Genomic DNA, 14219 nt, shown 5'->3' with positions numbered 1-14219 from the left:
ACGCCGCCCGGTGAGAACCCGGCGCCTCCTAGGCAGAGCGTGGCGGCTACTCGACCGTGACCGACTTGGCCAGGTTGCGGGGCTGGTCCACGTCGAGGCCGCGGGCCGCCGCGATCTCGCAGGCCAGGATCTGCAGCGGCACCGTGGTCATCAGGGGCGCCAGCAGGGTCGGCGTGTGCGGCACCGGGATCAGGTGGTCGGCGAAGGCGCGCAGGCCGTCGTCGCCCTCCTCGGCGATCACGATGGTGCGGGCGCCGCGGGCGCGTACCTCCTGGATGTTGGAGACGACCTTGTCCCGCATGACGCCGCGGCCGGCCGGCGAGGGCACCACGCAGACGACCGCGGTGCCCTCGTCGATGAGCGAGATCGGGCCGTGCTTGAGCTCGCCGGCCGCGAAGCCCTCGGCGTGCATGTAGGCGAGCTCTTTCAGCTTCAGCGCGCCCTCCAGGGCCACCGGGTAGCCGACATGTCGCCCGATGAACAGCACCGTCGAGGCCGTCTTCAGGTCGCGGGCCAGCTCGCGTACCTCCTCCATCTGGCCCAGCAGGTGGGTCAGGCTCTCCGGCGTGCTCTGCAGCTTCTCCACCACGGCGGCGACCTCGTCGGCGTACATGACCCCGCGGATCTGGGCCAGGTGCAGCCCGATCAGGTAGCAGGCGACCAGCTGGGTCAGGAACGCCTTGGTGGAGGCCACCGCGATCTCGGGGCCGCCGTGGGTGTAGAGCACCGCGTCCGACTCGCGCGGGATCGTCGAGCCGTTGGTGTTGGAGATGGCGAGCACCCGCGCCTTCTGCTCCTTGGCGTGCCGCAGCGCCATCAGGGTGTCCATCGTCTCGCCGCTCTGGCTGATCGCGATCACCAGCGTCGAGCGGTCGAGGATCGGGTCCCGGTAGCGGAACTCGCTGGCGAGCTCGACCTCGCAGGGGATGCGCACCCAGTGCTCGATGGCGTATTTCGCGACCATCCCGGCGTGGTAGGAGGTGCCGCAAGCGATGATGAAGATCTTGTCGACGTCGCGCAGGTCCTGGTCGGTGAGGCGGACCTCGTCGAGGATGATGTCGCCGCGGTCGGAGAGCCGGCCGAGCAGCGTGTCGGCGATCGCCTGCGGCTGTTCGGCGATCTCCTTGAGCATGAAGTAGTCGTAGCCGCCCTTCTCGGCGGCCGAGGCATCCCAGTCGATGTGGAACTCCTGGCCCTTGGCGGCGGCGCCGTCGAAGCCGGTGATCTCGATGGCGGCCGGGGTGATCAGCACGACCTGGTCCTGGCCCAGCTCGATCGCCTCGCGGGTGTGCTCGATGAACGCGGAGACGTCGCTGGCCAGGAAGTTCTCCCCGATGCCGCGGCCGACCACGAGCGGCGAGTTGCGCCGGGCGGCGACCACCGCGTCGGGCATCTCGGTGTCCACGGCGAGCAGCGTGAAGGCGCCCTCGAGCCGGCGGACCGTGCGGCGCATCGCCTCGGCGAGCAGCTGCGGCCCCTGCACCGTGCCGGCCTCGCGCAGCGCGCGGACCTCGGCGGCGAGCAGGTGCGCCGCGCACTCGGTGTCGGTGTCGCTGACGAACTCGACGCCGGTCGCCTCCAGCTCGCGGCGCAGGCGGGCGAAGTTCTCGATGATGCCGTTGTGGATGACGGCGACCCGGCCGTCGGCGGACAGGTGCGGGTGGGCGTTGCGGTCGGTCGGGCCGCCGTGCGTGGCCCACCGGGTGTGCCCGATCGCCGTGCTGCCGGTGGCGATGCCGTCGTCGGCCCGCTCGGAGAGCGCCTTCTCCAGGTTGGCCAGCTTGCCGGCCTTCTTCTCGGTCAGGACGGTGCCGTCGTCGACGACGGCCACCCCCGCGGAGTCGTATCCGCGGTACTCGAGCCGGCGGAGGCCGTCGAGAACGATACTGAGCGCCGGCCGACTGCCGACGTAACCCACGATGCCACACATGCGGGGCAGCGTAGCCGACGACCGCTCACTTCGCATGCTCGCGAAGCACACTTTCGAGCACCCGTTCTGCTCGAAAGTGTGTTCGTGTGGTGACCGAAGAGCCGATGCCCAGCGCCCAGGCGGTGGCGTAGTTGGCGTACCGTCAGCTTGCGCGCCGATGGGCCGCGCCCGGACCGGGAGAGACGCGTGACCAACCAGCCCGACAACCCGCCGCCGGATCCGACCGCCGGCGCCCCGATCTCGGGACAGCCGTGGTCGACGACCTCCGGGGACGCGCTCTCGGAAAAGCCGCAGGCATATCAACCGCCCGCATACGCGCCCGGGCAGGCCCCGATCCCCGAGCCGGCTTCCCCGCCGACCTCGCAGTTCCCGGCCCAGCCGCCGCCGGTCAACTACGCGCCCCCGGGCTACGCCCCCGACTACGGCGCGTATGGTCCCCCACCGGGCTATCCGCCGCAGGGGTACCCGCCGCCGGGCTACGCTCCGCCGCCGCCTCCACGCAAGAGCAGCGCGCCGATCATCGCCGTGATCCTGGCGGTCACCCTGCTGCTCTGCGGCGGCATCGCCACGGCCGGCGTGCTGATCAGCCGCAGCATCACCGAGAAGGCCGAGAAGGCCAAGGAGACCGCCACCGCCCCGTTCGACAACCTGCCGACCGAAGTGCCCAACCTGCCGGGCCTGCCCACCGACCTGCCGACCGAGGCCACCGGCCGGACGATCTCGGTGACCTACGAGGTCTCCGGCGACGGCCCGGTCTCGATCATCTACCTGCAGAAGCTGGGCGACGCCCCGGTCCGGCTCGCCCAGGTGGACCTGCCGTGGAAGTTCAGCACCACCGTGCAGACCCCGGCCCTGCTGTCGGTCGTCGCGGTGCGGCTCGGCGCCACCGACGGCACGGTCAAGTGCCGGGCGCTGGTCGACGGCGACGAGGTCAAGACGAACACCTCCGGCCGGTCCGCGTTCGCCACCACGACCTGCACCCACCTGGCGCTGTCATGACCCGGGATCCGCTGGTCGAGCGCATGCGCGCGTTCGGCACCACGATCTTCACCGAGATGTCCGCGCTGGCCGTGCGGACCGGCTCGATCAACCTGGGCCAGGGCTTCCCGGACACCGACGGCCCGGCCGAGATGCTCGACGCGGTGGCCCGGCACGGCATGGCCAACCAGTACCCGCCGCTGTATGGCATCCCGGCCCTGCGCACGGCCATCACCGACCACGAGCGACGCTTCTGGGGCCTCGAACGGGACCCGGACGGCGAGGTCGTGGTCACCGCGGGCGCCACCGAGGCGGTCGCCGCCGCGATCCTGGGCCTCTGCGAGCCGGGCGACGAGGTGGTCTGCTTCGAGCCGTACTACGACTCGTACGCCGCCTCGATCACGCTGGCCGGCGCCGGACGACGGCCCGTCACCCTCCGCCCCGGCCCGGACGGCCGGTACCGGTTCGACGAGGGTGAGCTGCGGACGGCCTTCGGGCCGCGCACCCGGCTGGTGCTGCTCAACTCGCCGCACAACCCGACCGGCAAGGTCTTCACCCGCGCCGAGCTCACCCTGATCGCCGAGCTGTGCCGGGAGCACGATGTCTACGCGGTGACCGACGAGGTCTACGAGCACCTGGTTTTCGATGACGCGCCCGAGCCGCACGTTCCGCTGGCCGGCCTGCCCGGCATGGCCGAGCGCACGCTGCGGATCTCCTCGGCCGGAAAGACCTTTTCGTGTACGGGCTGGAAGGTCGGCTGGGCCACGGGCCCGGCCGCGCTGGTCGCCACGGTGGCCCGGGTGAAGCAGTTCCTGACCTTCGTGAATGCCGGCCCCCTGCAGCCGGCCGTCGCGGTCGCTCTCGGCCTGCCCGACGAGTACTTCAGCGAGTTCCGGGCCGGCCTGCAGGCCCGCCGCGACCGCTTGGTCACCGGCCTCGACGAGGCGGGCTTCACCGTCCTGCCCTCGGAGGGCACCTATTTCGTGACCGCCGACATCACGCCCCTGGGCGGCACGGACGGCGCCGACTTCTGCCGCGAGCTGCCCGGCCGCTGTGGCGTGGTCGCCGTGCCCACCCAGGTCTTCTACGACCACCAGGAGGCCGGGCGGCACCTGATCCGCTTCGCCTTCTGCAAGCGCGAAGAGGTGATCGACGAGGCGGCCCAGCGTCTGTCGAAACTGAGCCGCCCCTGAGGATCAGAAGGCCTTGACCTCGTCGGCGATCCGGGTGGCGACCTCGCGGGCCTGCTCCTCGGTCCCGGCCTCGACCATCACCCGGACGAGCGGCTCGGTCCCCGACGGGCGCAGCAGCACCCGCCCGGTCTCGCCCAGCTCCGCCTCGGCCGCCGCGACGGCCGCCAGCACGGCGGGCGCCTTGGCCCCGGCCTCGCGGTCGCCGACCCGTACGTTGATCAGCACCTGCGGCAGCTTGTGCACCACCGCGGCCAGGTCGGCCAGCGACTTGCCGGTCGCCGCCAGCTGGGCCATCAGGTGCAGGCCGGTCAGCACGCCGTCCCCGGTGGTGGCGAAGGCCGGCATCACGATGTGCCCGCTCTGCTCGCCGCCCAGCGCCAGGCCCCCGGCGTTCAGCTCCTCCAGCACGTACCGGTCGCCGACCTTGGCCTCGATCAGCCGGATGCCGGACTGCTTCATCGCGATCCGCAGGCCCAGGTTGCTCATCACCGTGGCCACCAGGGTGTCCTCGGTCAGCGTCCCGGCGTCGCGCATCGCCAGCGCCAGGATCGCCATGATCTGGTCGCCGTCGACGATGTCACCCGATGCGGTGACCGCGAGGCACCGGTCGGCGTCGCCGTCGTGCGCGATGCCCAGGTCGGCGCCCTCGGCCACCACCCGCTCGCGGACGACCTCCATGTGCGTCGAGCCGCAGCCGTCGTTGATGTTCAGGCCGTCCGGCTCGGCGTGGATCGCGATGACCTCGGCGCCGGCCTCCTCGTACGCGGTCGGCCCGACCTCGCTGGCCGCCCCGTTCGCGCAGTCGACCACGACCTTGAGGCCGTTGAGGGGGTGCGGGATCGACCCGACCAGGTGCTTGATGTAGTGCTCGGCCCCGTCCAGCAGGTCGTGCACCCGGCCGATGCCCTCGCCGGTGGGCCGGCCGATCAGCCCGTGCCCGTCCTCGATCGCCTGCTCGATGCGCGCCTCGAGCTCGTCCGGCAGCTTGGTGCCGCCGGCCGCGAACAGCTTGATCCCGTTGTCCGGCATCGGGTTGTGCGAGGCGGAGAGCATCACGCCGAGGTCGGCGTTGGTCTGCGCGACCAGGTACGCCACGGCCGGCGTGGGCAGCACCCCGACCCGGACCACGTTCGCGCCGGCGCTGGTCAGCCCGGCCACGACGGCGGCCTCGAGCATCTCGCCGCTGGCCCGCGGGTCCCGCCCGACGATCGCCAGCGGCTGGTGGCTGCGGTCGCTCTCGACGAGGACCCGGGCCGCGGCGATCGCGACGGAGAGGGCCAGTTCCGGGGTGAGGTCGCCGTTGGCGAGCCCGCGCACGCCGTCGGTACCGAACAGTCGCCCCATCGGCGCCGTCCTTTCAGTGGGAATGCAAACGGCCGGGCACGCCCCCAGTGGTGAGGGGCGTTACCCGGCCGCCTGACAAGCGATCAGCGCTTCGAGTACTGCGGAGCCTTGCGGGCCTTCTTGAGACCGTACTTCTTGCTCTCCTTGACCCGGGCGTCCCGGGTGAGGAAGCCGGCCTTCTTCAGGGCGGGCCGGTCGTCCGGGTCGCTCGTGATCAGCGCGCGGGCGATGCCGAGGCGGAGCGCGCCGGCCTGGCCGGTGATGCCGCCGCCGCGGAGGTTCGCGATCACGTCGAACTGCTCGGCCTTCTCGGCGGTCACCAGCGGCTCGCGGATGAGCTGCTGGTGCACCTTGCTCGGGAAGTAGTTCTCCAGCTCCCGGCCGTTGCAGACGATCTTGCCGGAGCCGGGGACGAGGCGCACCCGGACGATGGCCTCCTTGCGGCGGCCGACGGTCTGGATCGGACGGTCACCGGGACGCGGGGCGCGGACCGGGGCCGGCGCGGGCGTCTCGACCACGACGACCGTCTCAGCGGGCTCCTCGACGGTCTCGACGACCTCGGGCTCGATGATGTCGGACATGCTGCTGCCTTCTCCCGCGCTCACTGCGCGATCTGGGTGATTTCGAACGGCTTCGGCTGCTGAGCGGCGTGCGGGTGCTCGGCGCCCGGGTAGACCTTCAGCTTCTTGAGGATCTGCCGCGCGAGCTTGTTGTGCGGGAGCATGCCCTTGACGGCAAGCTCGATCGCCTTCTCCGGGCGCTTGGTCAGCAGCTCCTCGTACCCGACCTGCTTGAGACCACCGGGGTAACCGGAGTGCCGGTACGCCACCTTGGTCTGCCGCTTGTTGCCGGTGAGCGCCACCTTGCCCGCGTTGATGATCACCACGAAGTCGCCGGTGTCGACGTGCGGCGCGAAGGTCGGCTTGTGCTTGCCACGCAGGAGGTTGGCGGTGTGGGTAGCCAGGCGGCCCAGGACGACGTCAGAAGCGTCGATAATGTGCCACTGACGCTCGATCTCACCCGGCTTCGGGCTGTACGTACGCACAGAATTACCTTGTCTTGTCGTCGGTCTGGGGTCGCGCGCTGGTCGCGTCGAGCGCGAACGTCAAGCGTACCCGAGGGGAACGCTCGCAGCTGTCACACAACAGCAGGCAACAATACCCGGCCGCGCGGCGCGTGGTCAAAACGATGGCGGCCCTGCCGGTCTCCCCAAGAAAAACTGCCGGACCCCCAAGGATAAGCGCATCAAGCATACTCCGGCCCTACGGCGCACCCGACAGCGGGATCCGGAGACGACGACGCCACCTCTTAGCAGGCTGGAAACAAACGGGACGTCACGTCGAAATCCCCCACCGGCAGGCTTCGGACATGGCCAATGGTGCGCACCCGGGGAGGACGCGGGCAAGGCATAGCCGCCACGTGCCCGGACGGAGCACTATTGACAGGCCACCGTCGGGGTTGAGGACGGACCTGACGGTGACCGCCGCGCCGGCGAGCCGGTGCGGTGAGGAGAAGTCGCGGTGTGCGCCGGACGGAGGTACGGCGGAGATCGCAGGCGTGACATGGGAGCGGGTCGACGCTGAGGACGGCGGACTCCGAGCGTGCCCTTCGGTGGACCGGCCGGCCACACCGCGACTTCTCGACCTCGATGCGGAGGCCCCCGCCGGATGACCGACCGGACCGGGGGAACGCGACGGACGGCGATCAAGGCGGCCGCCCTGGCCGCGCCACTGTCCGGCTACACGGTCGGAGTGACCGCCGACCGCCGGCGGGACGAGCTGGCCGGCCTGCTGGAGAGCCGCGGCGCCCGGGTCGTGCTGGCTCCCGCGCTGCGCATCGTCCCGATCGCCGACGACACCGAGCTGCGCGCCGCCACCCGGGCCTGCCTGGAGTCACCGCCCGACATCGTGCTGGTCAGCACCGGTATCGGCCTGCGCGGCTGGCTGGAGGCGGCCGAGGGCTGGGGCCTGGCCGAGGCGCTGCGGGCGATGCTCGCCCGGGCGTACCTCATCGGTCGTGGTCCTAAGGCCCGCGCCGCGATCCGCTCGGCCGGCCTGCGGGAGAGCTGGGCCCCCGAGGGGGAGAGCTACGAGGAGGTCGTCGACCACCTCGTGGCCCGAAACGTATCGAAACTCACCGTCGCCCTGCAGCTGCACGGGGAGAGCCAGCCCGAGTACACCGAGGCGCTGGAGGCGGCCGGCGCCCGGGTGATCGAGGTGCCGGTCTACCGCTGGGCGCCGCCCACCGACTCGGCGCCGCTGCACCGGCTGGTCGATCTGATCGCCGGGCGCCTGGTCGACGCCGTGACGTTCACCTCGGCGGCGGCCGTCAACGCCCTGCTGCGGGCCGGGGAGCCGGCCGGCGAGGATCTGCTGTCGGCGCTGCGTACCGATGTCCTGGTGGCCTGCGTGGGCCCGGTCACCGCGGCCCCGCTGCGCCCGCTCCAGGTGCCGATCGTGGCGCCGGCCCGGGCCCGGCTCAGCGCCCTGGTCCGCACGATCGTGGAGGAGCTGCCGAAACGGGCGGTCTCGCTGGAGGTGGCCGGCCACGCGCTGACCCTGCGGGGGCACGCCGCGATCGTGGACGGCGAGCTGCGGCCGCTCGCCCCGGCCCCGATGGCCGTGCTGCGGGCGCTGGCCGCCGCGCCCGGGCGGGTGCTCTCCCGGGCGGCCCTGCTGCACGCTCTGCCCCGCGGCGCCGACGAGCACGCGGTGGAGATGGCGGTAGCCCGGCTCCGCGCCGGGCTGGGAGCGCCCGGCGTGGTCCAGACCGTGGTCAAGCGCGGCTACCGCCTGTCCAATTGATCCGTCAGCCGACGACGGCGGGATAGCCGCCACTCTGCTCGGCCACCAGGGTGGCCATCGCGTGCTCGACGACCTGCACGAGCACCCCCTTCACCGAGTCCCGGTGCCGGGCGTCACACATCACCAGCGGCACGTGCGGCGGGATGGCCAGCGCCTCGCGTACCTCGTCCGGCTCGTAGCGCGGCGCGCCGTCGAAGCAGTTCAAGGCCACGATGTACGGCAGATGCCGGTTCTCGAAGTAGTCGAGCGGCGCGAACGCGTCGGCGATCCGCCGCGTGTCGACCAGCACGGCGGCGCCCACGGCGCCCCGGATGAGCTCGTCCCACATGAACCAGAAGCGGGTCTGCCCGGGGGTACCGAAGAGGTAGAGGATCAGGTCCTCGGCCATGGTGATCCGGCCGAAGTCCATCGCCACCGTGGTGGTCTCCTTGCCGGGCACCTTGGACGCGTCGTCGACGCCCTGACCGGCCGAGGTCATCAACGCCTCGGTGGTCAGGGGCTCGATCTCGGAGACCGAACCGACGAGCGTCGTCTTGCCGACGCCGAAGCCCCCGGCAATGACGATCTTCGCGGAGGTGATCTCCCTGGGTTGCGCCCCCGCCCGCTCAGAGCTTGCGAAGTCCACTCAACACCCTTTCCAGCAGATCCATCCGCTCCGTGAAGCCCTTCTTGGGAGCGGCGCTGTGCAACGACAGCAGTCCGTCGGCGACCATGTCCGCGACCAGCACCCGGGCCACACCCAGCGGCAGCCGAGTGAGGGCGGAGAGCTCGGCCAGGGACTGCGCTTTCGTCTCGCAGAGCACCGCTATGCGGTACTTGTCATGCCCGGCGAACCGGGCCTCTTGCACGGCTGCCTGGCTGGCTACCAGGACCGCCTCGATCGGAATCTCACGGCGCGGCTCGGTCCGTCCGCGGGTGACCGCGTACGGGCGCACCAGGTTGCCCCGTGGGTCCTGTGGCTGCCCCATGACGCGATCACCCCCTCTCCGCCGGCCGCCGACTAATGGCTCACGGCCTCACGCGGGGCCGGGGTGAGCGCGGCGCCGACCCGCTCGACCAGCAGCGCCATCTCGTAGCCGACCTGCCCGACGTCGCAGCTGCGGGCGGCCAGCACACCCATCGACGAGCCGTCGCTGACGGACATCAGGAACAGGTAGCCGCTTTCCATCTCGATGATCGTCTGCTGGACGGCGCCGGCGTTGAACATCCGGGACGCGCCCTCGGTGAGGCTCACCACGCCCGAGGCGATGGCGGCAAGCTGGTCGGCGCGGTCCGCCGGCAGGTCGCGCGACGATGCGAGCAGCAGCCCGTCGGCCGACACCGCCACGACGTGCGCGATCCCGGCGACGCTGTTGGCGAAATTGTTGAGCAGCCAGCCCATGTCATGCATGGTGGGGGGCCTGGTCACTGGTCGGTCTCCTTAGCCTGGAGGGCGTTCTCGGCCGTACCGTCCGTCCGCCCTCGTTGCACACCACGGTGGTACGCGGACAGGAGTCCACGGACCTCGTCGGGGCTGCGACGGTTCTGGTTGCGCGGGCCGGCCTGCACGCCGCCCGGCACGAGCTGTGCCTGCGGTACGCGCTTGGGCAGGCCCGACCGCGTGGTGCCGGCGTCGACGGGTTCGGCCGCCGCCATCGCCCGCTTCCACCCGTCGTCGGCCGCCGTCCTCCACCGGTCCTCCGCCGCCGATCGCGGCTTCGGCACCGATGATCCATTGTGCTCGGTCGTCTCCGGCACGGCGACCGGGGGTGGCGGAGGCGGCGGAGGTGCTGCCGGGGCCGGTGCTGCCGGGGCCGGGGCCGAGGCTACTTGGGCCGAGGCGGGCTGCACCGGCTTGCCGGCCGAAGAGTTGGGCGGTGGTGCGTAGCCGGCGGTCGGCATCCCCCACTCTTCCGTGGCCGCCGGGTCATGGTTGCGGAACCAGCTCTGCTGCATCTGTACGAAGATCGGCGACTCGTTGCGCTCCGCGGCCGGCGCGACCTCGGGCGGCGCGGGCACCGGCGGCATGGCCGCGAGCGCGGCGCCCCAGCTCCCGTTGTCCGGCTGGGCCGGCGCCGGGGTCGGCGACATCGGGCTCGACACGAAGCCGTTCATCGTCGTCTGGGTGTCTTCCACGCTGACCGGCTTCGCCACCCGGGTGGGCAGCGGCGGCCGGTCCGGCGTCGGGGTGGTCGCCGGCGGGCGCTGCGAGGGGAAGGCCGGCAGCTGCGGGTGCGCCTGCTGAGCCGGCTGGGCCGGCCAGGGCTCGGACGAGGAGATGGCCGGCAGGGTGGCGGTCGCCGCCCGCGCGCTGGACCAGCCGCCGGGCGCGGCGCCGAGCTCGGGGGCCGGCGGCGAGCCGGGCAGCGCTCCGCCGCCGCGGTGCGGGAGCACCACGATGCTGCCGGGCAGGATGACCTGGGCGACGGTGCCGCCCTCGATGTTGGCGCGCAGCTCGACCCGGACGCCGTACCGGCTGGCGAGGCGGCTGACCACGGCCAGACCCATCAGCCGGAACGCGGCCACGTCCACGTCGGGTGTCTCGGCGAGCCGCCGGTTCAGCTGGTCCATCTGCTGCTCGGACATGCCGAGGCCGCGGTCCTCCACCTGGATCACCACGTAGTCGCGGATGCGCCGGGCGTCGGCGACCACCGTGGTGGTCGGCGGGGAGAACCGGGTGGCGTTGTCGAGCAGCTCGGCGACCAGCCGGACCACGTCGTTGACGGCGATCGCGGCGATGGCGACGTCGGTGTCGACCGTGCCGAACTCGATCCGGTTGTACAGCTCGACCTCGGACTGGCTGGCGCGCAGCGCGTCCACCAGCAGCGCGTCCTCGCGGCGCGGGGCGCTGGAGTCGGCGCCCGCCAGCACCAGGAGGTTCTCGTCGTTGCGGCGCATCCGGGTGGCGAGGTGGTCGAGCTCGAAGAGCCGGGCGAGGCGCTTCGGGTCCTCCTCGGTGCGCTCGATGCTGTCCAGCTCGCCGATCATCCGGTCGACCAGGGACTGCGAGCGGCGGGCCAGGTTGAGGAACATCGCCGAGACGGTGGTCCGCAGCGCCGCCTGTTCGGCCGCGATCCGGACCGCCTCCCGGTGCACCACGTTGAACGCCTGGGCGACCTGGCCGATCTCGTCGCGGTTGGTGAGCCGGATCGGGTCGCGCAACTGGCCGATGATCTCCTCGGCGCCGCTCTCGCCCATGGTGCGGGCGTCGCGGAGCCGGGCCACGGCGTCCGGCAGGTCGCGGTTGGCCACCGCCAGCGCGCCCTCCCGCAGGCGGCGCAGCGACATGTTGAGCGACCGGGCCAGGATGACGGCCAGGGCCACCGCGACGACGAGCACGAGCAGCACGAGGGCGGCCTCGAGCGCGGCCTGGCGTACGACCGCATCTCGCTGGTCCGCGGCGAGCGTGCGGTTTTGGCTCTCGAGCTCCTGCTCGGCCCAGCGCATCAGGTCGACGACCGCGCCGAAGGTGTTGGTGACCTCGGTGGGCGGCACGGCGACGCCCCGGCCGAGCTGGATGGAGACGGTGTCGGCGAGATTGACCGCGTCGCCGGTGACCACGTTGTCCACCAGGGACTGCTGGGCGGGCGTGGCGAACGACGCGAAGGTGAGCAGGCCCTCCTGCTGGCTGGTCTGCGCCGCGATGAACGAGGACCGCTGCTCGGCGCTGAGGTCGCCGGAGATCAGAGCCGAGTACGAGATCGCCTCGAGCTCGGCGGCGCCCGACTTGGCCTTGGCGAACGCGCTGGTCGCCCGCAAGCTGTCACCGACCTTGTCGGCGCCGGCGAACTGACTGACCGCATCGCCGTAGCCGAGCAAGTCGTCGAGCACCACGCCGTACCGGGACATGGTCTCGGCCACGCTGATCCCGTCCCGCTTGCTGACCGCGTTGCGGGTGGTGTCCAAAGTGTTGAGGTTGTCGTCGATCTGGACGAGCCGGGTCTGCACCGCGACCGGCGGATCTTCGAGGGCTTGCCGATGGGTCCGGTAGGCGGCGATCCCAGCGTCGGTGGCCTTGACCGCGTCGTCGTACCCCTTGGACGGTCCGTTCGCCGCGGCGAGGAAGGCGGCGGCCTGCATCCGCTCGCCGTGCAGGAGCTGGGTGAGCGAGGAGACGTCGGTGCCGAGCTCGGTGAGTTTCTGCACCTGGCCGGCCTCGGTGGCCTGCCCGCTGACGTCGACGAGGCGAGCGGTCGCGAGCACGATGACGGCGGCGAGCGGGACGAACAGGATGAGAGCCAGCTTGGCGCGGATCCTCGCGTCCCGCAGCCGCGGGAAGACACCGCGACGTGTCACCTGGGTCGAAGATCCGGTGCTCACGACTTCTCCTCCGTGCCATCCCCGTGTCTCTTCGGCCGCCTGAGGCTGCAGCCCGGCGATTTCATCAGAGACTGTTGGTGTTTGGGAAGCCTCGGTGCGCCCGGAAACAAACTTGTTGTCCGATCAGTAACTACACTTTCGGTTCCACATTCGACACGCTCAGCGCTTTGACGTGCACGAATGTCCGAGCAGGTACCGAACGTAATTTTCCGGTTACGGAACTGTGTCAAGATTCCAACCAATATGTGAGACGGTCGTCTCGGAACGTCGATCCGGCACCCGCTTGACCAGCCGCCTTCACGTTGGCAAGGTTTGGCGCGATCGGACGGACATCGTGTCCGTGTCGGCCCGCCCGCGGCCGGTCACCGTTGCCGCCGGTGTACCGCTTTCCGCCCCGCTTTCCGCCCCCGAGGAGGCACCGCAGTGAGGCTCCCCCGCCTCGCCACGGCATCCGTCGTGGCCTCGACGCTACTGCTCGCCGGGTTGACCGGCTGCACTTCGCACAACGGGGCCTCGGGCGGTGGTGACACCATCGTGATCGGCGCCGACCTGGACAATTCGTCCACGGTGGATATCGCGTACGGTCGAGCCCTGCAACTGCGGATCGAGCAGGAGAACGCGTCCGGCAAGCTGGGCAACCGGAAGCTTGTCCTGCGTACCCAGGACAACCGTTCCGACGCGGCGACCTCGCTGCGCAACATCAACGCCTTCGCCGACGACCCGACGGTGGCCGCGGTGGTGATGGGCTCGTGCGACGACTGCGTCGTCGAGGCCGCCCGGACGATCGGCGGCAAGAAGATCCCGACCATCGCGCTGGCCGCCGCGGACGAGGTCGCCCAGCCGGTCACCGACCGGCAGTACGTCTTCAAGCTCGGCCCGAACTCGGCCGACAGCGCCGCCACGATGGTGACCGAGCTGACCCGGGCCAAGGTGCCGAACGTCGCGATCCTCTACTCCGACGACCTGTACGGCCGGGGCGGCCAGGCCGCGCTGACCGCCGAGCTGAGCAAGGCGCACATCCCGCTGACCCTCTCCCGCTCGGTGAAGCCGACGGCCACCGACGTCAGCCAGGCGGTCAGCACGCTCGTCGACGCCAAACCGGCCGCGCTGCTCGTGCTGACCGGGCCGGACCAGGCCGCGCTCGCCGCCACCAGCGCCAAGGCGGCCAATTTCACCGGCCACCTCTACTTCGACGCGGCCGCCGCGAGCGACATGTTCATCCCCAAGGCGTCGGCCGCGGCCACCGACAACGCCACCATGGTGTTCACCCAGATCCTCGCGATCGACGACGTCATCGCCACCACCCCGGCCAAGGCCGCCCGCAAGCAGTGGTTCCGCGACTACATCTCGCGTTACGGCAGCTACTCCGGGGTCGCCTCGTTCGCGGCCGACGCGGTCGACCTGATCGCCGCGGCCGTCGCCCGGGTGGGTAACAACCACGATCAGATCCGGGCGATCCTGGAGACCTCGCAGATCGACGGGATCTCCGGACCGATCCGGCTCACCCCGGCCAACCACTCCGGGCTCATGCCGCAGGCGCTGACTCTGCTGGTGGCGCGGGCCGGCCGCTGGCGACTCGCGTCCTAGATTACGAAGCGTTAGCCTCCAAAAGCTTTCTTAAGAACCGAACGTGGAGTGGCGTGGCGGGGCCCCCATTCCGTAACGTGCGCG

At 71.3% G+C, this 14219-nt stretch carries 12 protein-coding genes; 4 read left to right on the top strand and 8 right to left on the bottom strand.

From position 1 onward, the window contains the following. Positions 1-46 precede the first annotated feature (46 nt). Positions 47-1930, bottom strand: coding sequence for a glutamine--fructose-6-phosphate transaminase (isomerizing) (glmS, locus tag IH26_RS0113735; protein WP_030436550.1), 1884 nt, complete (start codon positions 1928-1930; stop codon positions 47-49). A gap of 186 nt (positions 1931-2116) precedes the next feature. Here glmS and IH26_RS0113730 point away from each other — a divergent pair, with 186 nt between their 5' ends. Next, on the top strand, positions 2117-2929 hold the full coding sequence (locus IH26_RS0113730) for an MmpS family transport accessory protein (protein WP_030436549.1): 813 nt from the start codon (positions 2117-2119) through the stop codon (positions 2927-2929). Then, positions 2926-4101 (top strand): pyridoxal phosphate-dependent aminotransferase, encoded by a 1176-nt coding sequence (locus IH26_RS0113725; RefSeq protein WP_030436548.1) that lies wholly within the window; start codon positions 2926-2928, stop codon positions 4099-4101. The genes IH26_RS0113730 and IH26_RS0113725 overlap by 4 nt, the downstream gene beginning before the upstream one ends. A gap of 3 nt (positions 4102-4104) precedes the next feature. On the opposite strand, the gene glmM is transcribed toward IH26_RS0113725, so the two are convergent. The 3 genes from glmM to rplM form a co-directional block, all read right to left on the bottom strand. Further along, positions 4105-5445, bottom strand: coding sequence for a phosphoglucosamine mutase (gene glmM, locus IH26_RS0113720; RefSeq protein ID WP_030436547.1), 1341 nt, complete (start codon positions 5443-5445; stop codon positions 4105-4107). A gap of 83 nt (positions 5446-5528) precedes the next feature. After that, positions 5529-6026, bottom strand: a complete 498-nt coding sequence (gene rpsI / locus IH26_RS0113715) for a 30S ribosomal protein S9 (protein ID WP_030436546.1) — start codon at positions 6024-6026, stop codon at positions 5529-5531. 20 nt (positions 6027-6046) lie between these two features. Next, positions 6047-6490 carry a 50S ribosomal protein L13 gene (rplM, locus tag IH26_RS0113710; RefSeq protein WP_030436545.1) on the bottom strand — a complete coding sequence of 148 codons (444 nt, stop codon included), beginning with the start codon at positions 6488-6490 and terminating at the stop codon, positions 6047-6049. Positions 6491-7112: 622 nt separating this feature from the next. Between rplM and IH26_RS0113705 the strand changes: the two genes are divergently transcribed. After that, positions 7113-8249: a uroporphyrinogen-III synthase gene (locus IH26_RS0113705; RefSeq protein ID WP_084598818.1), complete on the top strand. Its 1137-nt coding sequence runs from the start codon at positions 7113-7115 to the stop codon at positions 8247-8249. A 4-nt stretch (positions 8250-8253) separates the two neighbouring features. Here the strand turns inward: IH26_RS0113705 and IH26_RS0113700 are convergent, their stop codons facing one another. Genes IH26_RS0113700 through IH26_RS0113685 form a run of 4 tightly spaced genes read right to left on the bottom strand, consistent with a single transcriptional unit; the run spans position 8254 to position 12548 of the window. Further along, the gene (locus IH26_RS0113700) at positions 8254-8874 is read right to left on the bottom strand and encodes a GTP-binding protein (protein ID WP_030436543.1); all 621 of its coding nucleotides are present in this window, start codon (positions 8872-8874) and stop codon (positions 8254-8256) included. Then, positions 8855-9217 (bottom strand): DUF742 domain-containing protein, encoded by a 363-nt coding sequence (locus IH26_RS0113695; RefSeq protein ID WP_030436542.1) that lies wholly within the window; start codon positions 9215-9217, stop codon positions 8855-8857. The genes IH26_RS0113700 and IH26_RS0113695 overlap by 20 nt, the downstream gene beginning before the upstream one ends. Before the next feature lie 32 nt (positions 9218-9249). Continuing rightward, positions 9250-9657, bottom strand: coding sequence for a roadblock/LC7 domain-containing protein (locus IH26_RS0113690; RefSeq protein WP_063763688.1), 408 nt, complete (start codon positions 9655-9657; stop codon positions 9250-9252). Continuing rightward, on the bottom strand, positions 9654-12548 hold the full coding sequence (locus tag IH26_RS0113685) for a sensor histidine kinase (protein ID WP_030436540.1): 2895 nt from the start codon (positions 12546-12548) through the stop codon (positions 9654-9656). The genes IH26_RS0113690 and IH26_RS0113685 overlap by 4 nt, the downstream gene beginning before the upstream one ends. 423 nt (positions 12549-12971) lie before the next feature. Between IH26_RS0113685 and IH26_RS0113680 the strand changes: the two genes are divergently transcribed. Beyond that, the gene (locus tag IH26_RS0113680) at positions 12972-14135 is read left to right on the top strand and encodes an ABC transporter substrate-binding protein (protein ID WP_030436539.1); all 1164 of its coding nucleotides are present in this window, start codon (positions 12972-12974) and stop codon (positions 14133-14135) included. Positions 14136-14219 lie beyond the last annotated feature (84 nt).

The organism is Actinoplanes subtropicus (assembly GCF_000721705.1).
Taxonomy (GTDB): domain Bacteria; phylum Actinomycetota; class Actinomycetes; order Mycobacteriales; family Micromonosporaceae; genus Actinoplanes; species Actinoplanes subtropicus.
The sequence above is the reverse complement of the archived record's forward strand: the minus strand, read 5'-3'. Positions and strand labels throughout refer to the sequence as shown.